Source organism: Streptomyces sp. NPDC001902, assembly GCF_042891295.1.
Lineage (GTDB): Bacteria > Actinomycetota > Actinomycetes > Streptomycetales > Streptomycetaceae > Actinacidiphila.
Window position 1 is genome coordinate 1 of sequence record NZ_JBIATA010000027.1, and the last position, 22,925, is coordinate 22,925.

The 22,925-nt window shown below is 74.3% G+C and carries 25 protein-coding genes; 8 read left to right on the forward strand and 17 right to left on the reverse strand.

The features are described from left to right. Positions 1-68: 68 nt before the first annotated feature. Positions 69-605, reverse strand: coding sequence for a TetR-like C-terminal domain-containing protein (locus ACFYYN_RS33510; RefSeq protein ID WP_500548707.1), 537 nt, complete (start codon positions 603-605; stop codon positions 69-71). A 138-nt stretch (positions 606-743) separates the two neighbouring features. Next, on the reverse strand, positions 744-1,166 hold the full coding sequence (locus ACFYYN_RS33515) for a nuclear transport factor 2 family protein (RefSeq protein WP_500324086.1): 423 nt from the start codon (positions 1,164-1,166) through the stop codon (positions 744-746). 140 nt (positions 1,167-1,306) lie between these two features. Here ACFYYN_RS33515 and ACFYYN_RS33520 point away from each other — a divergent pair, with 140 nt between their 5' ends. Continuing rightward, the gene (locus ACFYYN_RS33520) at positions 1,307-1,876 is read left to right on the forward strand and encodes a PadR family transcriptional regulator (protein ID WP_500548708.1); all 570 of its coding nucleotides are present in this window, start codon (positions 1,307-1,309) and stop codon (positions 1,874-1,876) included. A gap of 19 nt (positions 1,877-1,895) precedes the next feature. On the opposite strand, the gene ACFYYN_RS33525 is transcribed toward ACFYYN_RS33520, so the two are convergent. Beyond that, positions 1,896-2,831, reverse strand: coding sequence for a MerR family transcriptional regulator (locus tag ACFYYN_RS33525; RefSeq protein ID WP_500548709.1), 936 nt, complete (start codon positions 2,829-2,831; stop codon positions 1,896-1,898). Between the two features lie 64 nt (positions 2,832-2,895). Next, a complete protein-coding gene (locus tag ACFYYN_RS33530; RefSeq protein ID WP_500548710.1) occupies positions 2,896-3,858 on the reverse strand; it encodes a LysR family transcriptional regulator in 963 nt (320 codons plus the stop codon). A 106-nt stretch (positions 3,859-3,964) separates the two neighbouring features. On the opposite strand from ACFYYN_RS33530, the gene ACFYYN_RS33535 reads away from it, so the two are divergent. Next, positions 3,965-4,660 carry a type 1 glutamine amidotransferase domain-containing protein gene (locus ACFYYN_RS33535; RefSeq protein WP_500548711.1) on the forward strand — a complete coding sequence of 232 codons (696 nt, stop codon included), beginning with the start codon at positions 3,965-3,967 and terminating at the stop codon, positions 4,658-4,660. Positions 4,661-4,701: 41 nt separating this feature from the next. Continuing rightward, complete coding sequence (locus ACFYYN_RS33540; protein ID WP_500548712.1) at positions 4,702-5,214, forward strand: HD domain-containing protein; 513 nt, start codon at positions 4,702-4,704, stop codon at positions 5,212-5,214. Here the strand turns inward: ACFYYN_RS33540 and ACFYYN_RS33545 are convergent. The 3 genes from ACFYYN_RS33545 to ACFYYN_RS33555 form a co-directional block, all read right to left on the reverse strand. Continuing rightward, on the reverse strand, positions 5,174-7,369 hold the full coding sequence (locus ACFYYN_RS33545) for an FUSC family protein (RefSeq protein WP_500548713.1): 2,196 nt from the start codon (positions 7,367-7,369) through the stop codon (positions 5,174-5,176). The two genes, ACFYYN_RS33540 and ACFYYN_RS33545, sit on opposite strands and share 41 nt — an antisense overlap. A 106-nt stretch (positions 7,370-7,475) precedes the next feature. Next, complete coding sequence (locus tag ACFYYN_RS33550) at positions 7,476-8,759, reverse strand: PP2C family protein-serine/threonine phosphatase (RefSeq protein WP_500548714.1); 1,284 nt, start codon at positions 8,757-8,759, stop codon at positions 7,476-7,478. Positions 8,760-8,835: 76 nt separating this feature from the next. Further along, positions 8,836-9,495, reverse strand: coding sequence for a peptidoglycan-binding domain-containing protein (locus ACFYYN_RS33555; protein WP_500548715.1), 660 nt, complete (start codon positions 9,493-9,495; stop codon positions 8,836-8,838). Positions 9,496-9,770: 275 nt separating this feature from the next. On the opposite strand from ACFYYN_RS33555, the gene ACFYYN_RS33560 reads away from it, so the two are divergent. The 3 genes from ACFYYN_RS33560 (at position 9,771) to ACFYYN_RS33570 (ending at position 12,966) form a co-directional block, all read left to right on the forward strand. Continuing rightward, positions 9,771-10,742 carry an aldo/keto reductase gene (locus ACFYYN_RS33560; protein WP_500548716.1) on the forward strand — a complete coding sequence of 324 codons (972 nt, stop codon included), beginning with the start codon at positions 9,771-9,773 and terminating at the stop codon, positions 10,740-10,742. A 74-nt stretch (positions 10,743-10,816) separates the two neighbouring features. Beyond that, complete coding sequence (locus ACFYYN_RS33565) at positions 10,817-12,319, forward strand: MFS transporter (protein WP_500548717.1); 1,503 nt, start codon at positions 10,817-10,819, stop codon at positions 12,317-12,319. Between the two features lie 68 nt (positions 12,320-12,387). Continuing rightward, positions 12,388-12,966 (forward strand): dihydrofolate reductase family protein, encoded by a 579-nt coding sequence (locus ACFYYN_RS33570; protein ID WP_500548718.1) that lies wholly within the window; start codon positions 12,388-12,390, stop codon positions 12,964-12,966. An 18-nt stretch (positions 12,967-12,984) separates the two neighbouring features. Here ACFYYN_RS33570 and ACFYYN_RS33575 read toward each other — a convergent pair whose 3' ends face one another. Next, a complete protein-coding gene (locus tag ACFYYN_RS33575; protein ID WP_500324098.1) occupies positions 12,985-13,500 on the reverse strand; it encodes a mycothiol transferase in 516 nt (171 codons plus the stop codon). A 53-nt stretch (positions 13,501-13,553) separates the two neighbouring features. Then, the gene (locus ACFYYN_RS33580) at positions 13,554-14,474 is read right to left on the reverse strand and encodes a LysR family transcriptional regulator (protein WP_500548719.1); all 921 of its coding nucleotides are present in this window, start codon (positions 14,472-14,474) and stop codon (positions 13,554-13,556) included. A 72-nt stretch (positions 14,475-14,546) separates the two neighbouring features. On the opposite strand from ACFYYN_RS33580, the gene ACFYYN_RS33585 reads away from it, so the two are divergent. Then, positions 14,547-15,473, forward strand: a complete 927-nt coding sequence (locus tag ACFYYN_RS33585; RefSeq protein WP_500548720.1) for a DMT family transporter — start codon at positions 14,547-14,549, stop codon at positions 15,471-15,473. Here the strand turns inward: ACFYYN_RS33585 and ACFYYN_RS33590 are convergent. Together ACFYYN_RS33590 and ACFYYN_RS33595 are read right to left on the reverse strand one after the other, a co-directional pair. Next, a complete protein-coding gene (locus ACFYYN_RS33590; protein WP_500548721.1) occupies positions 15,440-16,171 on the reverse strand; it encodes a class I SAM-dependent methyltransferase in 732 nt (243 codons plus the stop codon). The genes ACFYYN_RS33585 and ACFYYN_RS33590 overlap by 34 nt on opposite strands. 40 nt (positions 16,172-16,211) lie before the next feature. Beyond that, positions 16,212-17,720 carry a S1 family peptidase gene (locus tag ACFYYN_RS33595; RefSeq protein WP_500548722.1) on the reverse strand — a complete coding sequence of 503 codons (1,509 nt, stop codon included), beginning with the start codon at positions 17,718-17,720 and terminating at the stop codon, positions 16,212-16,214. Positions 17,721-17,934: 214 nt separating this feature from the next. Here ACFYYN_RS33595 and ACFYYN_RS33600 point away from each other — a divergent pair, with 214 nt between their 5' ends. Then, on the forward strand, positions 17,935-18,378 hold the full coding sequence (locus ACFYYN_RS33600; protein WP_500324103.1) for an SRPBCC family protein: 444 nt from the start codon (positions 17,935-17,937) through the stop codon (positions 18,376-18,378). A gap of 85 nt (positions 18,379-18,463) precedes the next feature. Here the strand turns inward: ACFYYN_RS33600 and ACFYYN_RS33605 are convergent, their stop codons facing one another. From ACFYYN_RS33605 to ACFYYN_RS33630, 6 genes are all read right to left on the reverse strand, one after another. After that, positions 18,464-19,585 (reverse strand): baeRF3 domain-containing protein, encoded by a 1,122-nt coding sequence (locus tag ACFYYN_RS33605; RefSeq protein WP_500548723.1) that lies wholly within the window; start codon positions 19,583-19,585, stop codon positions 18,464-18,466. Positions 19,586-19,700: 115 nt separating this feature from the next. Further along, on the reverse strand, positions 19,701-19,931 hold the full coding sequence (locus ACFYYN_RS33610; RefSeq protein ID WP_500324247.1) for a hypothetical protein: 231 nt from the start codon (positions 19,929-19,931) through the stop codon (positions 19,701-19,703). Continuing rightward, positions 19,918-20,184 carry a DUF6400 family protein gene (locus ACFYYN_RS33615; RefSeq protein ID WP_500548724.1) on the reverse strand — a complete coding sequence of 89 codons (267 nt, stop codon included), beginning with the start codon at positions 20,182-20,184 and terminating at the stop codon, positions 19,918-19,920. Before ACFYYN_RS33615 ends, ACFYYN_RS33610 begins: the two co-directional genes overlap by 14 nt. Before the next feature lie 172 nt (positions 20,185-20,356). Further along, complete coding sequence (locus ACFYYN_RS33620; RefSeq protein WP_500548725.1) at positions 20,357-21,010, reverse strand: VanZ family protein; 654 nt, start codon at positions 21,008-21,010, stop codon at positions 20,357-20,359. A 207-nt stretch (positions 21,011-21,217) separates the two neighbouring features. Next, the gene (locus ACFYYN_RS33625) at positions 21,218-22,414 is read right to left on the reverse strand and encodes a PP2C family protein-serine/threonine phosphatase (RefSeq protein ID WP_500548726.1); all 1,197 of its coding nucleotides are present in this window, start codon (positions 22,412-22,414) and stop codon (positions 21,218-21,220) included. Between the two features lie 76 nt (positions 22,415-22,490). Beyond that, positions 22,491-22,925 (reverse strand): nuclear transport factor 2 family protein, encoded by a 435-nt coding sequence (locus tag ACFYYN_RS33630; protein ID WP_500548727.1) that lies wholly within the window; start codon positions 22,923-22,925, stop codon positions 22,491-22,493.

Genomic DNA, 22,925 nt, shown 5'->3' on the forward strand with positions numbered 1-22,925 from the left:
CACTCCGCATTCGTCAGGTCTCCACGGCCAACCATGCTGAACAGCGTCAATCCACACGCATGATCACGTCAGGAGATCCGAGAAACAGCACCTAGGTCGCGCGGCCCTTCGGAGCCCTTCGGAGCCCTTCGGAGCCGTTCGGATCCCTTCGGCCCGGGTTCAGGCGCGCCCGAAGGAGTCCGCCAGGAGTCGATCCGGGCGGTCAGGAGCATGGCGCCGCTGTGGCCCATGCCCTCGAACTGGCCGGCCGTCTCCAGGCCGACGGCGCCGTGCAGGTGGGACCACGCGAGCACGGCGCCCGCCAGGGGCACACCGGGGGCCGCCGCGGCGCGCTCCCCGGTGTGGGTGGTCACCCAGGCGGCGACGGCGTCGCGGCGTGCCCAGCTGCCCGTCTCCTCGACGACGGGGAGGACGGCCGCGGTGGGGGAGGCCGTGGCGAAGACCCCCAGGAAGGGTCCCAAGGCCGCCCTGGCGCGCTCCACGGTGTCGGCCGGGGCGGTGCAGCCGGGGACGGGCGTGCGCTGGACCAGCAGGTAGCGGTGGGGCCGGCGGACCGCCCACGCGCGGTACGCCTCGGCCAGCGCGCACACCGAGCCGCCCGTCATGGACTCCTCGGCCTTCGAGCGGGCCTTCGGCGCGGGGCCGGCACCGCTCGGCGAGGCGCTCGACGCCACCGTCGCCTGGTACCGCGGGCTGCTCGCGGGCACGTGACGGCGGCGCCTTCCCGGCGCCGGGCCCTCGCACTACGGGGCCGGTACGAGCCCGTCGGCGACGAGGCCGGCCAGGACGGCCTCCCCGAGCGCGTGCACCGCGGACTGCGGGCGCACCATCACGGTGAACTCCTTGACCAGGCCCGCCTCGTCGACCTGCAGCAGGTCGATGCCGTGGATGCTCTTGCCGCCCACGGTGGCACGGAACACCAGCACCGTCGACGGTGCCTCGGTGCCGTCGGCGCTCGTCTCGACCGTGCCGTCGAGGGTCCCCACGTAGTGGAAGTCCTCGAAGGTGCGCAGCAGGACGCCGAAGAGCCCCAGCACCATGGGCTTGCCCTCGAACGGGGTGAACTTCACCGGGCTGTAGAGGCGGATGTCGTCGTGGAACAGTTCGTCCAGCGCGCTGAGATCGCGGCGCTCGACGGCGGACCGGAAGCGGTCGGCGGCTGTCATGGCTCCTCCTGGTCGTCCGGCTCCGGACGTCGACACTCAGAAAATTGATTACTCAGTTTCTTGAGTATCATGAGGAGCGGTCACACGGAAGAGCACGGCACGGCGGGACAGACGTGACGACGGACGGAAGGGGAGCCGGGATGGCCCTGCGGCACGCGGTCCTGGCCGCACTCCTGGACGGGGAACTCAGCGGCTACGAGCTGACGAAGGCGTTCGACATCGGGGTGGCGAACTTCTGGCACGCCCTGCCGCAGCAGCTCTACGCCGAACTGACCAGGCTCGAGAAGGAGAGGCTGATCGCGGGCCGTGAGGTCGTGCAGGACAGCCGGCCCAACAAGCGCCTCTTCCACGTCACCGAGGGCGGGGTCGCCGAGCTGGAACGGTTCGCGGCGGCGGTCGGCAAACCCTCCTTCATCCGCGACGACCTGCTCGTGGCGGTGCAGGCCGCGGACGTGGTCGACGCCGGGGAGCTGATCGCCCGGCTCGGCGAGCGGGCCGCCTTCGCCGACGCCAAGATCGAGCTGTTCGAACGGCTCCTCGCGCGGATGCGCGGCGGCCGCACCGAGGAGGAGTTCCTCGGTCGCGGCCGCCGCGTCGGCCCCTACCTCACCTGCCTACGGGGCCTGGCCTTCGAGGAGGGCAACCGGGACTGGTGCCGGCGGGCCGCCGAAGTCCTGCGGCAGCGGGCCCGCGTCGCCGAGGAACGCTGACGCCCCGCGACGCCCGGCCTCATCCCGCCCGCAGGGCGGTCGTCAGCCACGCCACCGCCGGGGCCAGCGCGGGCGGCGCCTCCTGCCCGCCCACCCGCGCCAGCAACTGCCAGTAGCGCTCGTAACGGGAGTCGTGAGAGATCTCCAGCCGCTCGGCCAGCCATCCCCGGAACTGCGGGCCGTCTGCCCGGCCGGACAAATCCGCGTACGCGCGGACGAGTTCCTCCACGACAGGACGGGCCGCCGGTGATGCCGGGCCGATGCCCGCCGCCACGGCGCCGCCCGCGCGCTCCCGCAGCAACTCGGCCGTCCGGCGGGCCGCCGCCGGGTCCGGCTGACCGCCCTCCGCGAGGGCGCGGCTCTGGTCGGCGACGGCGCGGCGGACGCCCGCCCTGAAGTCCTCGTCCTGGATCAGCTCGGCCAGCTCCACCCAGGCGCTCACCTGCTCCGGCGAGGCCTCGTCGGGGAGTTCGGGCATCGCGGCGCGCATCATGGCCGGGAAACCGGGGTCGACGTCGATGCCGCTCACGACGTCGTCGACGAACTCGTCGACGAGGCGGCGGCGTTCACGGTCCGAGAGAGTGGCGAGTCGGTGCATCAGTTCCGTCTCCTGTGGCGAGGCCCCGCGCCCCGCGACCGTCCGCAGCACCGCCTGGCGGACCCGCAGGGTGCGGATCTGCACCTCCAGTGCCTCGGCGTGGGCAGCGGCGACCTCGGCGACGGTGACCTTCCTGTCCAGGATGGAGTGGACGGCCGCGAGGTCGATGCCGAGGTCGCGCAGCGTGCGCACGAGGGCCAGGCGGTCCAGCGCGGCCCGGTCGTAGAGCCGGTAGCCGGCGGGTGTCCGATCGGTCGGCGGCACCACTCCGGTGTCCGACCAGTACCGGATGGTCTTCACCGTCAGACCGGTCAGCCGGGCCAGCTCACCGATGCTGTGGAGGGTGTCGTCGTCCATGTCGGCCATCCTGGGGTCTCCCGCCGCGGGAGACTCAAGCATGCGCCCTGGGCGGCGCCGCGCCTCACCAGGCGCGGGCCTCGCGCAGCAGCAGGTCGCGGACGAGGCCGAGGTGCGGGTGGTGGTCGGCGCCCGGGCGCTGGACGAGGTAGGCGGTGTTGATGGGCGGGTCGTCGGGGTCGAGCAGCGGGACCAGGGTGCCGTCCGCCAGGGCCGCCGCGCACAGGTAGCGGGGGAGGACGGTGAAGCCCGCGCCCGCGGCGACGGTGGCGAGCACGCCGCGCAGGTCCGGGACGGTCACGGCGGCATGGCCGGTGAGACGGCGGCCGAACACATGGCGCCAGTAACGGCGCGCGATCGGCAGGTCCTCGGCGTACGAGACGAGCGGGACGCCGCTCAGCGCGCCGGGCCCGCCGGAGGCCACGTCCAGCCGGGCGGCCCGGGACGGGGCGGCCACCAGCACGAACTCCTCGTCCATCAGGGGCACGGCGCTGAGCAGGCGCCCGCGCGGGCGGTGCGTGGAGATCACCAGGTCGTGCTGCCCGGCCCGCAGCGACTCCAGCAGGACGTCGGTGAGCCCGGTGCCGATCCGCAGCCGTACGCCGCGCTCGACGAGCGGTGCGAGCGCGGGCAGCACGCGCTCGCACAGCAGCTCCGCGGGGCCGCCGAGGCGGACCGGCTCGGCGGGGAGGCCCGCGTCGCCGTGCCCGCGGTCGGCGACGGCGGCCAGCGCGTCGAGCGGCTCGGCCACCCGACCGGCGAGCTCGTCGGCGAAGGGCGTGGCGGCGACGCCACGTGGCAGCCGCTCGAAGAGCTCGCGGTCCAGTTGGCCTTCGAGCGTACGGATCTGGGTCGTCACCGTCGGCTGGGAGAGCCCCAGGAGCCGCGCGGCCGCGGTGAAGGAACCGGCGCGGTGCACCGCCAGGAAGGTGCGCAGCAGCGTGAGGTCCAGCGACCCCCCTGCCGTGCCCCCGCCCCCGTGCCCCGGGCGTATTCCCGGCGACCCATTGGAAACGGTATGGCTCATGATGGCGATCCTATTGGATGCCAATGGGAGGTCCGCCCTACCGTCGAGCCGTCCGGCCCGCTCCGACGCGGTCCGGTGGCAACCGAGCACATCAAGGAGACCTGACATGGCGAAGATCCTGTTCGTCCTGACCGGCGCCTCGTCCTGGACGCTGTCCGACGGCACCGAGCACCCCACCGGCTTCTGGGCCGAGGAGGCCGTGACCCCGTACCGGATCCTCACCGCCGCGGGCCACGAGGTCGTGGTGGCCACCCCGGGCGGCGTCGTGCCGGCCGTGGACCGGGGGAGCCTGGCCGCCGAGTTCAACGGCGGGGAGGAGGGTGCCCGGGCCCTCGCCGGGGAACTGGAGGCGATGACGGTGCTGCGGCGCCCGGTCAAGCTGGAGGAGACGGACCTCGACGACTACGCCGCCGTGTTCTACCCCGGCGGGCACGGGCCGATGGAGGACCTCGCCGTCGACCCGGTCTCCGGACGCCTGCTGACCGCCGCGCTCGACTCGGGCAAGCCGCTCGGCGTCGTCTGCCACGGTCCCGCGGCCCTGCTCGCCGCCGAACGCGCCGACGGCGGCTGGCCGTTCGCGGGCTACCGGCTGACCGGCTTCACCAACGCCGAGGAGACCCAGGGAGGGCTCGCCGGCCGTGCCCCCTGGCTCCTGCAGGACCGTCTGGTCGCCCTCGGCGCGGACTTCCAGGAAGGCGAGCCGTGGACGCCCCACGTGGTGACCGACCGCAACCTGATCACCGGTCAGAACCCGGCCTCGTCCGGCCCGCTGGCCGAGCGCCTGCTCGCCACGCTGACCTGAGGCTGGACCGGCCCGCCCGGCGCGCCCGAGGATGGGCTGCCATGAAGGTGAACAGCGTGGCCGACGCCGAGGCCCTGGCCCGCCTGGCGCACGAGGGCCAGACCGACCGCATCGGCGTGCCCTACATCGAGCACGTCCGGGCGGTCGCGGCGGGCCTCGCCGCCTTCGGGCCGGACCTGCAGATGGCCGGACTCCTGCACGACGCCATCGAGGACACCCCCTGGACCGCCGGCCGGCTGCGCGCCGCCGGCGTCCCGGAGCGGGTCGTCGGCATCGTCGAGCAGGTCACCAACCAGCCGGGCGTGCCCTACGAGGACAAACTGCGCCGGATCGCCGCCAACCGGGACGCGGCCCTGGTGAAGATCGCCGACAACGCCCACAACAGCCACCCGGACCGGGCCGCGCGCCTCGACGAGGCGCAGCGGCTGCGGCTGGCCGCCAAGTACCGGGGGGCCCGGGCGATCCTGTGGCCGGCGGTGCCCCGTGAGGACGTGGCCACGATCCTCGCGGTCGTCAACCCGGCACTGCTGCCGGATCTTCCGCCGGCCTGGTGATCGCGGTGACCACCCGCTGCAGGCTGGCCAGCCAGATCGCGGCGTCGACGGCGTAGTACAGCAGCGGGTCCGGTGCCCGGCCGCCCGAGGCGGCGCAGACGTCCGCGATGACCGTGCGGTCCGTCGGCACGCTCCGTCGCGGGGACTCGGCGGGCGCCGGACGCATCGTGCCCGAGCGCAGGTCGTACGTCAGCGGCAGTGTGGTCAGCCGCAGATGGTGGGCCGCGTCCCGCAGGTGCGCGGCGCTGAGCGGCCACGCGGCCAGTGCGCCCGGCGGGCAGTGGTCGACGAGGGTCTGCCCCATGGTGAGGACGCGGTTCCCGGCCAGCATGATCGCCTGGAAGTCCGTCGGCAGCGCGGGTCCCGCACCAGGGGCGTCGCGTTCGGTGGCGAACTGCGCGTAGCTGGCCTCCGCGATCAGCTGGGCGAGCCGGGCCCTGGACAGCGCGTCGCCCACCGTCCCGGTCCCGGTGATGCACTCGGTGATCCGCGTGACCGCCAGGGTGCCCTGGTCCAGCAGCCGCGAACAGGCCCGCCCCAGCTCGCCCGTGCCGCCCCGCGGCCAGGCCAGCAGCCCGACGACGATGCCGGTCAGCGCACCCGTCACCACGTCAGCGATCCGGAACGCGGCGAGTTCAGGACCCGAGGGGGCGATCTGTGTGAAGGCCGAGGCCACCGCGACCGTGAAGAACGCCTGGCCCCAGCCGAGACCGAGCACCGGCCCCGCCGTGAACGCGAGGAAGAACACGGGCGCCATCATGACCGCGTACACCGGCGTGTGGTCGCCCACGAGCAACAGCAGCAGCGCGGCCACCCCGGCCCCCACCAGCGTGCCCCGCACCGCGGGGACCACGGTCGTACGGGTGCCGGCGGCGCTGGTGCGCATCACCGTCAGCGTGGTCAGGAGCGCCCAGAAGCCGTGCGACAGGTCGAGCCCGCCCGCGATCAGGCGCGCCGCGGCGAGGGCCAGTGCGATGCGCACGGCGTTCTGGAAGTAGACCGAGCGCGGCGTGAGATGAGCCCGCATCCGGTGCCCGTACAGGGCGACGGGCGACTGCCCCGCGTACCAGAACGGCCCCAGCCGCTCCTCGGGCCGTGTCGTGTCGGGCGGCACCGGCGCGCCGAGCGCGATCCGCACGGAGGTGACCAGGAAGGCCGCGGTGTACGCGATGTCGAGCGCGATCGCCCCGTCCCGCACCGTCGTGGCGGAGGTCCCCCCGGACACCGGCCGGCGGGCCCGGTGCTCCTCGAAGGCCGCCGCGGCGGCCGCGCACGGGGCGACCAGGGGCGCCGGGGTCTCGCCCTTCAGCGCCCGGGCGGCACTGTGGCAGGCGGTGGCCGAGGCCAGCAGCATCCGCGACCGGGCGGGGTCGGGGGCCGGTGTGCGCTCCGCCGCGTCCTCGGCCAACTGCCCGGTCTGCGCCAGCAGGTGCCGCAGGTACGCGGCCCCCTGGCACAGGGCCCGGTCGCGTGCCCCCGCCGACGCCGGGCGCTCGTCCTTCGGCACGTGGCTCATGCGCAGCTGCTGCGCCGTCCCCAGCAGGCTTCCCAGCCGCTCGGTCACCACCGGCGGCTCGAGCGCCAGTGACCGCAGGGCCTTCGCCGCGGTCTCGCACGCGTGGGCGAGCCGGTCCTGGTAGCGGCCCGGTGACGGATCCGGCCACACCCACACCTCGGCGGCGGCCATCAGCAGCACGCCGACCACCAGACCGCACAGGCGCAGGCCCAGCGACTCCGGCTGGTACGGGGGGAAGCACGGCAGGATGTAGAACAGCTGCAGCCCGTTGGCGAGCCCCACCAGCTTGGGCCCGCCCACCCCCGCGTACGTCACCGCGAACCCGACCCCGAGCATCCCCAGCGCCGCCGTCCAGTCGCTGACGGCCAGTGCCGTGCCCAGGGCGATGAGCAGCGCGGCCACCGGCAGCGCGGCCAGCAGGGTGCGGGCGCGCTCGACCGGCGTACCAGGCACGTAGGACAGGCCACCGGAGGCCACGGCGCCGAAGAGGGCGTAGATCGCGACGACCGGCTGGCCGAAGCCGTAGCGCGCGACGTAGAAGCTCAGGCACGCCACGAGGGTCACCCGCACCGAACGGCGCACCGCCCGGAGGCCCGGATCACGGACCCGCAGCCACTCCCGCGCACCGCGACCGGGCACCCGCGGCCTCCTCGTTCCTCAGGTCCACGACACGCCGGACCCCTTCAGATCACGGTAGGCCGGGCAGGACCGCCCGGCCACCGCGCGGTCCTGCCCCGCCCGCGCCTCACAGGCGCACGGTGACCAGCGCGATGTCGTCGGCCGCGCCTCCGGTGACGCCGAGCCGGGCCAGCAGGGCGTCCGCGAGCCGCTCGGCGCCGAGGCCGGGGGTATCGGCGAGCGCGGAGGTCAGCCGGGCCAGGCCCGTGTAGATGTCCTCCCTGCGGCGCTCGATCAGGCCGTCGGTGTAGAGCACCAGCGTGTCCCCCGGGCGGTACGTCAAGGCCGCTTGCGGCCGGGCGACGTGGGCGGGGCGGGCACCCAGGGGCGGGTCGGTGGCCTGGTCCAGCAGTTCGCAGGTGCCGTCGCCGTGGAGCAGCACGGGCGGCGGATGCCCGGCGCTGCTGTAGCTGATCGTGCGCCGCTCCTTGTCGATCAGCGCGCTGACGGCGGTGGTGGCCACGGCGCCCTCGACGCAGCGGGCGTAGAGGCCGACGACCTCCAGGGCCTTGGCGGGACCGTCGACGGTGCGCATGGCCGCGCTCAGCGCGCTGCGCAGCATCCCCATGACGCTGGCGGCCTCCAGGCCGTGGCCCACGACGTCGCCGACCGCCACCGCGTAGCGGTTCGGCGAGAGGTTGACCACGTCGTACCAGTCGCCGCACACGTTGAGCGAGCCCGCGGCCGGCAGGTAGCGCACCGCGATGTCCTCGTGCTGGTGCAGGTCCGGCGAGTGGAGCATGGCCTCCTGCAACGTGAGGGCGACCTGCCGTTCGCGGGCGTGGGCCTCGCGCAGCTGGTCGTTGAGGCGCTGCAGCTCCCGGGCCCGCGCGTACAGCTCGGCCTCCATCGCCTGCTCCCGCTCGCTCAGGTCCGAGCCCTGCAGCCCGTGCCGGTGGCGGCGGGCCTGGACGAACGAGGTCACGTCCTCCACCCGGTGGATGATCCATGCGACGGTGCCGTCCGGCCCGAGGACGGGGGTGTTGATCGGGCTCCACCAGCGCTCCTCGAACCTCCCGGGATCGTCCATCACCGGGATGTCGTACTTCTGCAGCGCCATCGTGTCGGGCTCGCGGCAGGTCAGGGCCCGCTGCAGGGAGGCGCTGAGGTTGCGCACCCCGTCGGCCAGCGGGTCGTCCGGGTTGTCGGGGAACGCGTCGAAGATGTACTGGCCGATCAGGTCGTCCCGGGTGCGTTTGGTCGCCGCCAGGTACGCCTGGTTGACGCCCACGATCACCAGCGCCGCGTCCAGTACCAGGTACGGGCTCGGGGTCGCCGCGAACAGCGCCGCGTAGTCGATCTGCGGTGTCGCCACGGCGTGCTCGTCGTCCCCCGTGTCCGGCAGGGCCACGCAACCAATCTATAAGGCGTTCGGCCGCCTCACCTGTCGCGAAGGCGCCGCCAGGCGGGCCCGCCCGGCGGCGCCTTCAGCCCGAGGCGAGCGACGTACGGGACTCCAGGTCGCGGCGCGTGGCGTCGCCGTACTCACCGCTCTCGTCGCCGCGGACGCCGTACCAGACCTGGAAACGGGCGACGGCCGCAGCGAGGCGCCCGTCGAAGCGGCCGTCGACGGCACCGTCCGCGTAGACGTCCGGGATCCGCAGCAGCCGGGCCTGGAGCTCGCTGACGGCCGGTCCGGCGTCGCCCTGCCGGAGCACCCCGCTGATCGCGCCCGCACCGGGCGAGCCGGGCGAGCCGGGTGCGGAGGGGGAGGCGGGGGCGGCGCCCTGCGGGGTACCGGGGTGGAGGACGCCGGGGGAGAACAGGGCGAGGGCGAGCGCGAATCCGGCGGCGCCGCCGGTGCCGGTGAGCAGCGCGACGCGCAGCGCGCGCCGGGTGCCGGGGGAGCGCCGGGGCGGTGCCGCCCTGGTCCCGGCCCGGGGGTCCGCAGCCCGGGGATCCGCGGCCCGGGGCGCGGCCCGTCGCGGAGGCGGTCCGGTGCGGGGCAGCGGCTGGGTGTCAGGGCCGCCCTCCCGGGGCGGGGCGGCGCCGCCGGCGGGGCGGAAGAGGCCGAGGGACTCCTCCCACGGCTCGTCCGGCCCTCCGGGCGTCTCCCGCGCGGTGATGATGCGCGTCGGCTCGATCATGCGGCGCCGCGGCGGTCCTCCGCCGGACGGGTTCGGCACAGCGGTCCCCCTGTTCTCCCCCCGTCATCCGTACTGGGCCGACCACGCTAGGACCCGCGGGTGGGCCGAAGGCCCGGAATCGCCGAACGCGCCGCGCCCCGGGCCCCGTTGGGGTATGCGCGCGGTCACCGCCGAGGGCGCCGCGAAGGAACCCTGACGACCTTGTGCCGGCCGGTCGCCTATCGTCGTGGCTGCGGAGACCACTCCGCGGGTGACGGCACGAGTGGAGGACGACTGTGCGCTACCGGGACCTGGGACGCAGCGGGCTGCGGGTGTCGGAGATCGGCTACGGAGCCTGGGGGATCGGCGAGTCCGCGTGGGTGGGCGCGACCGAGGACGAGTCGCTGCGCGCCCTGAACCGGGCCGTCGACCTCGGGGTGAACCTCATCGACACCGCCCGCGGCTACGGCGAGAGCGAGCGCATCGTCGGACGGGTCGTCCGCGACCGCGCCCGGGCCGGTGACGAGATCCTCGTGGCCACCAAGGTGCCGCCGAAGAACCGCCTGTGGCCCGCCCCCGACGGCGTGGACCCGGCGGAGGCGTTCCCCGGCGACCACATCCGCGAGAGCCTCGAGACCAGCCTGCGGGCCGCCGGGCTCGACCACTTCGACGTGCTCCAGTTCCACGTCTGGAGCGACGAGTGGGTGGGCCGCGGGGACTGGGCGGAGACCGTCGCCGACCTGAAGAAGGAGGGCAAGATCCGGCTCTTCGGGGTGTCGGTCAACGACCACGAGCCGGACAACGCCCTCGCCCTGGTCCGCAGCGGGCTCGTGGACACGGTGCAGGTGATCTACAACGTCTTCGACCAGGCACCGGCGGACGCGCTGCTCCCCGCCTGCCAGGAGCAGGGCGTCGGCGTCATCGTCCGGGTGGCCCTCGACGAGGGCGGCCTGACCGGCCGGATCACCGCCGGGACCACCTTCCCCGAAGGGGACTTCCGCAACCGCTACTTCCGTGACGACCGCACCGCGCAGGTGGAGCGCCGCGTGGACGCCATCGTCGCCGACCTCGGCATCGACCCCGACGACATCGCGGAGACCGCCCTGCGGTTCGTGCTGAGCGCCCCCGCGGTCTCCACCGTCATCCCCGGCATGCGGTCGGTGCGCAACGTCGAGCGGAACACCGCGCTGAGCGACGGCCGGCCCCTGACGCCGGAACAACTCGCGGTCCTGGCCCGGCACCGCTGGGAGCGCAACTTCTACGGCTGACCGCCCGCAGCATGAACGCCCCCGGCGGGGGAAGGCGCGCTTCCGGACAGAACGGCTCGTTCACGGAGGTGACCATGTCAGCGTCGACGGCTCACGCCGACCCGCCGGGAGCGTTGCGGACCGATGTGCCGGCCCGGTTGGACCGGTTGCCGTGGACCCGCTGGCACTGGCGCATCGTCATCGGCCTGGGCACCGTGTGGATCCTCGACGGCCTCGAGGTCACCATCGTCGGCAACATGGCGGGCCGGCTGGCCGAGCAGGGCAGCGGCATCGACATCAGCACCGCCCAGGTCACCACGCTGGCGGCCGCGGTGTACGTCGCGGGGGCCTGCCTGGGCGCGCTGTTCTTCGGCAGGCTGACCGACCGGCTCGGCCGCAAGAAGCTGTTCATGGTGACCCTGGCCGTCTACCTCGCGGCCACGGCGGTCACCGCGGTGTCGTGGACCGCCTGGTTCTTCATCCTGTGCCGCTTCTTCACCGGCTTCGGCATCGGCGGCGAGTACGCCGCCATCAACTCGGCGATCGACGAACTGATCCCCGCCCGGGTGCGCGGCCGGATCGACCTGATCATCAACGGCAGCTTCTGGATCGGCGCCGCCGTGGGCGCGTTCGCGTCCATCGCCCTGCTGGACACCTCACTGTTCGCCGGTGACGTCGGCTGGCGGCTCGCCTTCGGCATCGGCGTCGTCCTGGGCCTGGTCATCCTGCTGGTGCGCCGTCACGTGCCGGAGAGCCCGCGCTGGTTGTTCACCCACGGACGAGCGGAGGAGGCCGAGCGCCTGGTCGCCGACGTCGAGCGCACGGTGGCCGAGGAGAGCGGCAAGCCCCTGCCGGAGCCGGGCGAGAGCATCCTCATCCGCCCCCGCGGTGAACTGGGCTTCCTCACCATCGCCCGCACCGTCACCCGCGAGTACCCGCGCCGCACGCTGCTCGGTCTCGCGCTCTTCTCCGGCCAGGCCTTCCTCTACAACGCCGTCACCTTCGGCTACGCGGTCATCCTCACCACCTTCTTCGACGTGCCGAACGGCGACACCGGCTACTACTTCGCCGTCATCGCGGTCGGCAACTTCCTCGGCCCGCTGCTGCTCGGTCACCTCTTCGACTCCGTGGGCCGCAAGCCGATGATCACCGGCAGCTACGTCGGCTCCGGCCTGCTCCTGTTCGGCACCGCCTGGCTGTTCCAGCAGGGTGCCCTCAGCGCGGTCACCATGACGGCCTGCTGGACCGCGGTGCTGTTCCTCGCCTCCGCGGGAGCCAGCGCGGCCTACCTGACGGTCAGCGAGATCTTCCCGCTGGAGACCCGTGCGCTGTGCATCGCCTTCTTCTACGCCGTCGGCACCGCCCTCGGCGGCATCACCGGCCCCCTGCTCTTCAACGGCCTGGTCGGCAGCGGCGAGCCCGGCGACACCACCCTCGCCTTCTGCCTAGGCGCCGCCCTGATGACCCTCGCGGGCCTGGTCGAGGCGGCCATCGGGGTACGCGCCGAGCGGCGCAGCCTGGAGTCCCTGGCCGCCCCGCTCAGCGCCGTCGAGGAACCGGCGGGGACCACCTCCGGCGCCTCCGGAGCGCGCCCGTGAAGGGCGTCCCCGGCGACCCCGGGGGCGTATCGTCCGGTGGGTCGTAGGCAACCCAGGGGAGGACCCCCGTGCGAAAGATCATCCTGCAGATGGCGGTGTCCCTCGACGGCTACTTCGAGGGGCCCGACCGTGAGATCGACTGGCACCGCGTGGACGAGGAACTGCACCTCCACATGAACGAGCGGCTGAAGACGATGGGCGCCTTCCTGAGCGGCCGCGTCACCCACGAGCTCATGGCCGCCTACTGGCCCACGGCCGACGCCGACCCGCAGAGCAGCCCCGCCGAGGCGGAGTTCGCCGGGATCTGGCGCGACATGCCGAAGTTCGTGTACTCGCGGACGCTGGAGCGGGCCGAGTGGAACACCACGATCGTGCGCGACGTCGTCGCCGAGGAGGTCCTGGAGCTCAAGGCGCGGCCGGGCGGCGACCTGGTGCTCGGCGGTGCCGACCTCGCCGCCTCGTTCCTGCGGCTGGGACTGGTCGACGAGTACCGGATCTACGTCCACCCGGTCGTGCTGGGCCGGGGCAGGCCGGTCTTCCCCGACGCCGGCACGCTCACCGCCCTCCGGCTCGCCGGGACCCAGACCTTCGGCAACGGGGTCGTGCTGCTGCAGTACGACCGGGCCGACGCCGGACCGGGCGCCTGACCGGGCGTCTGACCGCCGCTAGAGCGCGCCGCGCTCCACGCAGCCGCGCAGGAACGCGGCCTGCCCGGCGTGCTGCAGGTCGTCCGACACCACGCTGACCAGCCGTACCGCCAGCGTCACCGGCGGATCCCAGCTGGTGTCGACGACGCGTGGGAAGTCCGTCTCGCGCAGCGTCCGCAGGTAGCCCAGGGTGTGCTCGTACACCGCGTCGTGATAGCCGGTCAGCAGCTCGCCCGACGCGACGCGCAGCGCGGCGACGTCCTTGGGGCGGTGGCCGTACCCGGTGTCGTACGGCGCGAAGGGCAGGCCGAAGCGGTCGGCCCAGCCGCCGTCGGTCCACAGCTGCCCGGTGCCCGCGACGCCGGCCACATGGTCGTCCTGAATGCGCGTCAGGTGCCAGATCAGCCAGGCGATCGAGTTCGCCCCCTCGTCGGGCCGCGCGTGCAGGCCGTCCAGGGGCATGCCGTCGACGGCCTCGTGCACGGTCTCCTGGATCCTGCCGAAGGCGTCGGCGAGCAGATCTGCGCTCTTCATGCGTGCTCCCTCGGTTCCTGTGCCGGGCGGTCCCCGCTGCCGCTCCGCCCACGCTAGGCGTGCCGCCCCGCCGCGGCCACCAGACACTCCAGCACGCGGCGCAACGGCGGCTGCCCGGCGGTGCCGGCGGCCAGCAGCGCCGAGACCGTACGGGTCACCGGGTGCGCGGGCGGGTGCAGGCTGACGCCGTCCAGGGCGGCGGGCAGTGCCAGCCGCGGGACGAGCGCGACACCCGCACCGGCCGCGACGAGGGCGGTGAGCACCGAGAAGTCGCTGGCCAGTGCCACCGGCCGGGGCACGAATCCGGCCGCGCCGCAGGCCCGCCGGGTCAGTTCGTGGCAGGAGGTGTCCGGCCCGGGCATGAGCCATTCCTGCCCGGCGAGGAGCGCCAGGTCGAGGGCCTCGCCCGGGCCCAGGCCGTGTTCGGCGGCGAGCGCGGGAGGAACGGCGAGCAGCACCGGGTCCTCCACCAGATGGTGCTGCTCGCAGCCGGCGGGCACCTCGCGCGGCAGCAGGCTGTACGCGTGGACGACGGCGATGTCGGCCTCACGGCGCCGCAGCAGCTCCACCGCCGCGGCGGGTTCGTGCTCGGCGATCCTCAGCCCGGTCGGCGCACCGGCATCCCCGCCGGCGAGCAGCCGCCACACCTCCGGCATCAGGGTGCGCGCCGCGGACGGGAAGGCGGCGACGCGGACGGGGCCGCCGGCGCCCCCGCGGAGCCTGTCCAACGCGGCCTCGGCGGAGGCGAGATCGCCGAGGATCACCTCCGCGTGCTCCACCAGCAGTCGCCCGGCCGGGGTCAGCCGCAGCGTGCGGCCCCGCTTCTCCAGGACCGGGACCCCGGTCTCCCGCTCCAGCGCGGCGAGTTGCTGGGAGACGGCGGGGCCGGTCAGATGCAGTGCCTCGGCGGTCGCGGCGACCGTGCCGTGCACCGAGAAGGCCCGCAGCAGGCTCAGCCGGCGGACGTCGAGCATAAAGTCCACCTTCTCGTTTTCGGAAGAAAGAGTAACTGGATCTTTTCCATCCTAGTCGGGACAGTGGGACACGTGAAGCCTCCCGCCCCCTCGCCCCGTGTCCTCGCCCTCGCCGGCACCGTCGTGCTGTGGGCCTCGGCGTTCCCCGCCATCCGCGTCGGCCTGGAGGGGCTGGGGGTCGCCGGTCTGTCCTTCCTGCGGCTGGCCCTGGCGTCCGCCGCGCTCGCCGTGGCCGCACCCCTGCTCGGCGTCCGCCGGCCACGGCGGCGCGACCTGCCGCGCATCGCGTTGTGCGGCCTGACCGGCATGGCCGCGTACCAACTGCTGCTCAACTGGGGCGAGGTCCACGTCCCCGCGGGCACCGCCAGCCTGCTGGTCGCCATCGCCCCCGCCTTCAGCGTGCTCCTCGCGACCGCCTTCCTCGGCGAACCGCTGACCCGCACCGTCGTCGCGGGCAGCCTCGTGGCGATCGGCGGGGCCGCCGTCATCGCCCTCGCCCGCGGCGGCGCGCACTTCACCGCGGGCGCGCTCGTCGTCCTCGGCGCCGCCGTCGTCCAGGGCGTCTACCACGCCGCCACCAAACCGCTGCTGCGCCGCCACACCGGACTGGAGGTGGCCTGCTACGCCATGTGGGCCGGCACTCTGATGCTGCTGCCGCTCGCCCCCGGCACCGTGCGGGCGGCGGCCCACGCCCCCGGCCCGGCCCTCGCCTCGGCGGTCTACCTCGGCCTGCTGCCGTCCGCGCTGGGCTTCGTGATCTGGGGGTACGCGGTCGCCCGGCTCAGCCTCGCGACCTCGACGGCGGCGCTGTACCTCGTACCGCCGGTGGCCCTCCTCGTCGCCTTCGTGTGGCTCGGCGAGATCCCCCGGCCCACCGAACTGGCGGGCGGGGCGATCGGCATCGCGGGCGTCGTCCTGATCAACCGCGGGCGGCCCGGGGCGTCCGGGGCCGTCCGGGCCGCGCGTCAGCGGACCGCGAGGACCAAGGTCACGACGTAGTGCTCCTCGACCACGCCGTCCGGGAAGTGCCGCAGCAGGCGCTCCCGTTCGGCGGCGAGGAAGGCGCCGGCGCGTTCCTCGCCGAGCACCAGGAAGGCCGACTGGGTGCCGAGGTTCGCCAGGTGCACCTCGACGGGCACCCGCCGGGACCACGGCAGCCGCTGCTCGGCGAAACCCGGCCCGGCCGGCAGCCGCCCCGAGCGGGGATGGGACAACTTCCCGAAGAAGCCGCCCAGCCGGTCCTGCTCGCCGGCGATCCACGGCACCGACACGTCGGGGTCGTTGCGCCACAGCGCGAACGCGCCGCCCGGCCGCAGCACCCGCAGCGCCTCCGGCACCGACCGCCGCGGATCGGTCCAGTGCCAGGCCTGCGCGTACGTCACGAAGTCGAAGGCGCCGGAGGCCAGTGGCAGCCGGTCGCCGTCCCCGCGCACCAGGGCGACGTCCGGCAGGTTGCGGCGCAGCTCCGCGGCCATGCCGTCGCCCGGCTCCACGGCCACCACCCGGGCGCCGCGCCGGTGCAGCAGCGCGGTGGCGATGCCGGTCCCCGCGCCCACGTCGGCGACCAGGGCACCGTGCAGCCGGTGCCCCGCCAGCTCCTCCACGGCGTCGAGGAGGGCCGGCGGGTACGAGGGACGGTTCGCGGCGTACCGTCCGGCGGCCCGGTCGAAGGCGCGGGCGCGAGGTGAGCTGGTCATACCTCCATGATCCTCCGCCCGGCCCGCTCGTTGCGCCCGGTCAGTCCCAGCCTCCTGGGCCGTAGCCCCCGCCGGCTCCCGCGGCGGGACGGATCCACCGAGTGGCCAGGAACGCGAGGCAGCTGACGGCGACGATCAGCAGACCGGGGCCGATGCCACCCCCGCTGCCGATCGCGCCCAGCGACGTCTGATCGCTCGCGGTGCCCGGGTAGACCGGCGCACCACCCGGCGCCGTCGGGGCGGCAGGGACCCCCGGGGCCGCCTGCTGCCCGCCCTGACCGTTGCCGGAGCCGCCCGTGCCGCCGGAGCCGCCCCCCGCGCCCCCGCCCGCCTCACGGGTGGGCGCACCGGCGGAGGCGGCCGGCGCCGCGCCCGGCGCGTCGCCACCGGCGGCCGGCGCCGGGGCGTCACCGCTGTCCGTGGCGCGCGGCAGGCTCACGCCGAGCGCCGCCATCGCCGAGTTCACCGGCTGGAAGAACGTGATGCCGCCCGCCGTGCAGTCGCCGCTGCCGCCCGAGGTGATCCCGAGCGCGAAGCCCTGCGCGAACAACGGGCCGCCGCTGTCGCCGGGCTCGGCGCACACGGAGGTCTGTATGAGACCGCTGACCGTCCCCTCGGGGTAGTTGACCGTCGCGTTCAGCCCGGTCACCTGACCGGAGTGCAGCCCCGAGGTGCTGCCGCTGCGGAAAACCTCCTGCCCCACGAACGGGTCGGCCGCGCCGGTGATCCGGACCACGCGGCCCGCGCCGACCCCGACGACGCTGCTGTGGTCCGATCCGTCGTTCTGGTACTGCACGAGCGAGAAGTCGCCGCCGGGGAAGGAGGTCGAGACGGTGGTGCCGACGGGCCTGGTCCCCTGGTTGTCGGCGAACCAGGCGGTGCCCGGCGGGCCGCAGTGACCGGCCGTCAGGATGAAGTCGGTCGTCCCGTTGGTGACGTTGAAGCCCGCGGAACAGCGGCTGCCCCGGGTCAGGATCGGCGCGGCCCCCGCGGTCCTGGTCGTGAAGTCGGCCGCGGTGCGCTCCATGCGGACCTGCCCGCCGATGCCGTCCGCGACGGACTGCAGGCGCGCCCACTCGTCGGCGGAGACCGTGCTGTCGGCCAGCACCAGGACCTCGTTGGAGACCGGATCGACCGACCAGGCGGTTCCGGGCACGCGGGGGGCCTCGCGCAGTTCGCCGGCCGCGTCCTTCAGGTCGCGCATGCTGTAGCGGACGACCTCCGCCCGGGCGCCCGCCCTGGCGACCTCGGCCGCGGTGTCCCGGTCCGTCACGGCGACCACCGGGCGGCCCTCGGCGTCCACCCAGCTCCCGCCGGTCCGGGCGTCGCCGAGGCGCGCCGCCAGGTCCCTGGCCAGGCCCGCGGCGTCCGCCGTGCCCTGCCCGCCCTGCGCGCCGTCCGGGGCGTCCAGCACCTGGCTGCCGCTCCCGGTCCGCGTGCCGTCGGGGGCCGCCCCGAAGGCCTGCGACATCATCACTCCGCCGCAGACCACTCCCGCGACGGCCACGAGCCGCAGCGCGCGCTGCACCTGACGCCGTGTGCGCCTCAACGTGCCCCCTACATCCGCTTCCGTACCTGCAGGTCACCGGCATTGACTGCCGCGGGCCCGAGAGGGGACCCGGCCTTCCATACGTGCGGGGGAGCCGCAGCGCTCACCGCGTGCGGCGCCGATCCGGAACGCGCGGAGGTGCCCGGGGTGGCGAGGCGCTCTATCGTGGCCGGGTCGGCGCAGCCGACGATCCAACGAGCCATCAAGGAGCGACATGGGCGGTCAATTCGAGGCGGTCGTCGAGGTCGACCGTCCTGTGGCGGAGGTCTTCGCCTTCCTCGCCGACGGGCGCAACGACCCCAAGTTCAGCCCCCGGGTGCAGGAGATCCTGCGTACGCCCGACGCCCCGACGGCGGTCGGCACGGTGTTCACCAGCGTCGTGAAGGACGCCGGGATGAAGTCCCACCGGGAGTTCCGGATCACCGAGTTCGACCCGCCCAACCGGATCCGCTGGACCGAGCAGTCGAAGAACCTGGTCACCGCCGAGGGCGGTTACGACCTGCAGCCGGTGTCCGAGACCACCACCCGGGTGCGGATCTTCAACCACCTGGAGGGGCACGGTCTCGGGAAGCTGCTGGTGGGTCTGGCCCTGAGCGCCGCACGCAAGGACGCCCCGGCGTTCGGGCAGCGGATCAAGGCCGCCGCCGAGGCGTCCTGACCGCTCACCGACCCCCTGGCACCCTGGCACGCGTCACCCGGGCCGCGCCACCGACAGCGGACCCGGGTGGCGTCCTGGCGGGGGCTCAGTAGCGCAGCACCGCCGCGATCCGGTCGTGCTCGGCGAGGCTGTCCGGCGCCACGAAGCGGACCTCGGCGCCCTTGTCGAGCGCCGCCTCGACCAACTCGTCCACGATGTCCTCGCGGATGCCGTCCTCGAAGCCGCCCGCCTCCGGGCCGTCACCGTCCACCGGAGTGAGGTGACCGTCGCTCAGGCGTACCGTGCGCTGGAAGTCCTCCTCGACCACGACGAGTTCGGCACGGCCCTCGGACACGGACTCCCACACCTCGTCGAGCCCCGCCGCGAAGGTCCTGCGGCTACGGGCGTCCACCAGCCTGCGGCCGGTCCTTTCCGTCTCCCGCTCGGCGAACTGCCGCTGCGCCGGGGCGAGTTCCTGGAGGAGCGTCTGCGCGGGGCCGTTCGCCAGGCCGCCCTTGTGCACGACGGCCACCGCGGCGTCCGCGGCGGTGCCGACTTCCTTGAGCAGGGCGACCGCGTCCGGCAGGCCCACCAGGTACAGCGGCCGGCCGTCGGCGGCCAGGAGGGAGGCGAGGGCGCCGTCGACGGACCGCAGGAAGCGCCGCGTCTCCTCGTCCCGGAAGGTGCTCGGGTGGTCCCCGACCTGCTCCTGCCGCTCCGGGTCCCATTGCACGGGGTCCGGCTCCATGGGGAAGCCCTGCGCGTCCTGGGGGTGCAGCGACTGGCCGCTGCCGCTCCACAGGGTCGCCCGGTCGGCCGCCACCGTGAGCACCCAGTACGGGAGGGCCCTGGCCTTCGCGGCGACCAGGTTGCGGGTCAGGAAGCTGTCGCTGAGCACCACCCGCTCGGGGACGGCCCGGGGCAGCGTCCAGATCTGGTGGTCCCGCTCCGTGGCGTACATGACGAGCCCGTCCAGCGAGTAGCGCAGGTCCACTTCGGCGGCGGCGGCCTTCAGCTGCGTCTTGATGGCCATCCGCGAACGGCGGGACGCCTCCGGATCGTGCTCGATCCGGCGCTCGGCCTCGGCGAGCAGATTGCGCAGCCGTACGGCGTCCTGGGCGTTGTCCGGTTCGCGCCGATGCGTCGGCATGGTCAGCGACACCGCCGGATACGGCCTGGTCGCGCGCAGTGCTCGCAGGGTGCCGGCCGTCAGGGCATCGGTTTCCATGATCGCCTCCCTGAGGGGTCCGCGGTTGCTCCCCGCGGACGGGGGCAGCCCACACCCCGAGCCTCGCACACCAGGCGGGCCGCCGCCTGCCGGGGACGGCCCGGCCGCGCGGTGTTCAGGCCCCGTTGCGGTGGTGCGCGCCGAAACCGGAGTCCCAGGCCCACATGTGGGTGCAGCCGGGGCACTGCAGATGCACCACGGGCCCCTTGTTCGACAGCAAGTAGCGCCAGTGGTCGGGGCAGTTGCGGCCCGCGGCGCAGGTGGCGCACTCCCGGTGGTCCTCGCAGCGCGGGCAGGGGACCCACGCCCGGCGGCCGGGGTCGGCCGTGGGATCAATCGGAAGCAGCACCGTCGTCCTCCTCGGACCCCTCACGGGGCGGCAGCACGCCGGCCGCCACGAGCGTGCGGTACACCGCCTCCTGCTCGTCGTCGAGGCCGGAGTAGAGCAGCCGGTACGCCGCGTCCTCCTCGCGCAGCACGGCGACCGGGTCCCAGTCGTCGCCGAGGGCGGCGAGGACCTCGGCCCGGCGGCGGGTCTCGTGGTCGGTGAAGTCCAGCTCGAACGCGTGGAGGCGCACCGGGACGTCGTCGTCGTTCATGTCGCTCGCTCCCGGGGCAATCGGGGATGAATCCACCCTGTCTAACAAAGGGTCGTGCTCGGGGGAAAGCCTTTCCGGCTCGGATGTGACGCACTCCATGCGGCTCCGCCGCTGGTCAGGGACGTACCAGCGGCGGAGCGCCAGGTGGCCCGGGAGGGTTTCCGGGCCCTGTTCAGGAGCGCCGGGCGGCCTTGCGGCGCACCGTCCCGAAGGACAGGAAGGACTTGCGGGGCGCCGCCTGCGCGGCCTTGGCGCCCTTGCCGGCCTTCGTCGTCCTACCGGACCTCCCGGGCTTCCCCGACGTCCCGGCCGTGCCGCTCCCGCGGGTCCCGAAAACCTTCGTGATCCTCGACGTCCTCGTGCCGCCCGCGGGCTTCGCCGCCGGGGCCGGGGCCTGGGCGGGGGCCGCCGGGGGGACGGCGTGCACGGCCCGGCCGAGGCGGCGCCCGAAGAGCAGGTAACCCAGCAGGGCACCGGTGGTGTTCATGATCACGTCATCGATGTCGAAGGCGCGGCCCTGCACCACCGCCCCCTGCGCCAGCTCCACGAGGATCATCACCAGGCCCGTCGTCACCACCACGCGCAGCGCCCCGCGCGCCTTCGGTGCCAGCACCGGGAGCAGCACGCCGAAGGGCATGCCCAGCAGCACGTTCCCACCGACCTGCCGTACGGCGCCCGCCACCGTGTACCGCTCGTAGTACTGGCGCAGCGAGGCGCCCGGGTGCATGTTCGCGTGCGCGAGGCCCTCAGAGGCGTACGACGGCGCCAGCGTCGCGCGGGCCAGCACCGCCCCGAACGCGACCATCGCCACGAACGCCAGCGCCATCGCCGCCCACCGGGCCAGCGAGGCCAGTGGCGACCGCCGCCCCTCTTGCCTTGTCTCCGACGAATGCCCGCGCAACGCCAACCGAGCCACGGACTTCCCCCCTCTTCTGGTCTGTTCCGGTCGTGGTCTCCCCGTGTCACAGACCGGATACCCCGAGCGCCCTCCGGGATGCCGGGTGACCGCGCTCTCCGCGGCGGGCAACGGCGTTCACCCCGGGGGCGCCGCCTGATGGGGAGGCGGCGGCGCCGAGGGCGGGCGACCGCCCGCGCGGCCGGTCGCCGCCACCAGGGCCGGGGACCGGCTGATCGCCAGCACGGCCGCGTCGTCGCCGAGGCAGCCTCCCGCGTAGGCCAGCAGGTCCGTGCACAGCCGTTCCACCAGCACCTCGGGATCACCGGCCGGCTGCCCGGCGAGCCGTCCGGTCAGCGGGTAGAACGACCCGGCCACGTCGCGCGCCTCGACGACCCCGTCGGTGTACAGCAGCAGGGTGTCGCCCGGCTCGAAGGCGAACGTACGCACCGAGGGCTCCCCGCCGGCGAACTGCGTCAGCCCCAGCGGCGGCGCGGGCGCCGGCATGTCGAGCGGGGTCACGCGGCCTTCGTGGAGCCGCAGCGGCGGGGGATGACCGCAGGTGACGAGGTGGACCACCGGCTCGTCGTCCGGGATGTCGGCGACGACCGCGGTGACGAAGGACTCCGCCTCGTCCTCGGTCTGCCCGGCCTGCGCCGCGGGGTCGGTGAGGTCGGAGGAGATCGCCTGTTCCAGCCACAGGACCAGCGCCGGCAATTCCGCCTGCCGGTGCGCCACGGCGCGGAAGGCGCCCAGGGTCAGCGCGGCCTCGTTCACCGCCTCCATGCCCTTGCCGCGGACGTCCCCCACGATCACCCGGGTCCCGGTGTCCGTGCGCACGGCCGCGTACAGGTCCCCTCCGATCTGTGCCTCCTCCTCCGCGGCGAGGTAGACCGAGGCGATGCGCAGCGGCCCGATGCGCCGGGGGATGGGCCGCAGCAGCACCCGCTGCGCGGTCTCCGCGACCGAGCGCAGCCGGGTCACCTGCCGCTCGTGCTTCACGCGCAGATGGGCGAAGAAGGTCGCCAGCACCGACATCAGGGCCAGGGTGGCGATCTGCGCCGAGTGGTTGAGGTCCAGGGGTGTCGTGCGCACCGCCGCCACGAGGACCTGCGCGACCACCGCGACGCCGCCGACGACCGCGGTCGTCCTGGCCCCCGCGAACGACGCGGTGATCGCGGGGGCGGCGACCAGGAACGGCCCCAGATGGACGTCGGGCGGTGACATGATGTCCACGACGGTGACCATCAGGATCAGCGTGAGCATGGCGGCGACCAGCAGATGCCCGGGCCGCCACGACCGCCCCCACTGTTCCAGGCGTCGTGCAACATCCATGACTCTTGGATACACCCGCGTCCGTGGCCCTGCCCGCTCGTACGCCCTCCGCCCCCTTTACCCGCTCCGCCCCGCCTCAGGAGCGCCACTTCTCCCGGACGAGCACCTCCGCGATCCGCCAGCCCGTCCCGGTGTGCCGCAGACCGAAGGTGTAGCGGCCGCCGCACACGAAGTTGGGGGCGGTCGGGCCCGCCCCCGCTTCGCCGAGCCGCATGGGGTTGACGTAGTCGGCGTGCGCCACCGCGGACGGCGGGTCGAGGGCGATCCGGCGGTTGACGACCAGGTGCTGGCGCACGGGGAACAGGCGCATCGTCGAGGAGAGCCAGTCGGCGACCTCGGTGGCGGGTCCGGCGATGCCGCCCGCGGACGAGTAATCGGCCCGGCCGTCCGGGGCGAAGAGCGCGACGTACGCCGCCCAGTCGCCGTCGTCGACGGCCGCCGCGTAGCCGCTGATCAGCTCGTCGACGGCCAGCCGGTCCAGCAGGATCTCCCACTCCGCTCGCGTCGTCAT

Coding starts and splice junctions, on each gene's coding strand:
- ACFYYN_RS33565 (WP_500548717.1), top strand. CDS start 10,817: ATGTCAGCGTCGACGGCTCACGCCGACCCGCCGGGAGCGTTGCGGACC.
- ACFYYN_RS33600 (WP_500324103.1), top strand. CDS start 17,935: ATGGGCGGTCAATTCGAGGCGGTCGTCGAGGTCGACCGTCCTGTGGCG.
- ACFYYN_RS33530 (WP_500548710.1), bottom strand. CDS start 3,858: ATGAGCCATACCGTTTCCAATGGGTCGCCGGGAATACGCCCGGGGCAC.
- ACFYYN_RS33580 (WP_500548719.1), bottom strand. CDS start 14,474: ATGCTCGACGTCCGCCGGCTGAGCCTGCTGCGGGCCTTCTCGGTGCAC.
- ACFYYN_RS33555 (WP_500548715.1), bottom strand. CDS start 9,495: ATGATCGAGCCGACGCGCATCATCACCGCGCGGGAGACGCCCGGAGGG.
- ACFYYN_RS33525 (WP_500548709.1), bottom strand. CDS start 2,831: ATGGACGACGACACCCTCCACAGCATCGGTGAGCTGGCCCGGCTGACC.
- ACFYYN_RS33520 (WP_500548708.1), top strand. CDS start 1,307: ATGGCCCTGCGGCACGCGGTCCTGGCCGCACTCCTGGACGGGGAACTC.
- ACFYYN_RS33630 (WP_500548727.1), bottom strand. CDS start 22,925: ATGACGACGCGAGCGGAGTGGGAGATCCTGCTGGACCGGCTGGCCGTC.
- ACFYYN_RS33620 (WP_500548725.1), bottom strand. CDS start 21,010: ATGGCGCTGGCGTTCGTGGCGATGGTCGCGTTCGGGGCGGTGCTGGCC.
- ACFYYN_RS33575 (WP_500324098.1), bottom strand. CDS start 13,500: ATGAAGAGCGCAGATCTGCTCGCCGACGCCTTCGGCAGGATCCAGGAG.
- ACFYYN_RS33535 (WP_500548711.1), top strand. CDS start 3,965: ATGGCGAAGATCCTGTTCGTCCTGACCGGCGCCTCGTCCTGGACGCTG.
- ACFYYN_RS33510 (WP_500548707.1), bottom strand. CDS start 605: ATGACGGGCGGCTCGGTGTGCGCGCTGGCCGAGGCGTACCGCGCGTGG.
- ACFYYN_RS33615 (WP_500548724.1), bottom strand. CDS start 20,184: ATGAACGACGACGACGTCCCGGTGCGCCTCCACGCGTTCGAGCTGGAC.
- ACFYYN_RS33605 (WP_500548723.1), bottom strand. CDS start 19,585: ATGGAAACCGATGCCCTGACGGCCGGCACCCTGCGAGCACTGCGCGCG.
- ACFYYN_RS33515 (WP_500324086.1), bottom strand. CDS start 1,166: ATGACAGCCGCCGACCGCTTCCGGTCCGCCGTCGAGCGCCGCGATCTC.
- ACFYYN_RS33540 (WP_500548712.1), top strand. CDS start 4,702: ATGAAGGTGAACAGCGTGGCCGACGCCGAGGCCCTGGCCCGCCTGGCG.
- ACFYYN_RS33590 (WP_500548721.1), bottom strand. CDS start 16,171: ATGACCAGCTCACCTCGCGCCCGCGCCTTCGACCGGGCCGCCGGACGG.
- ACFYYN_RS33625 (WP_500548726.1), bottom strand. CDS start 22,414: ATGGATGTTGCACGACGCCTGGAACAGTGGGGGCGGTCGTGGCGGCCC.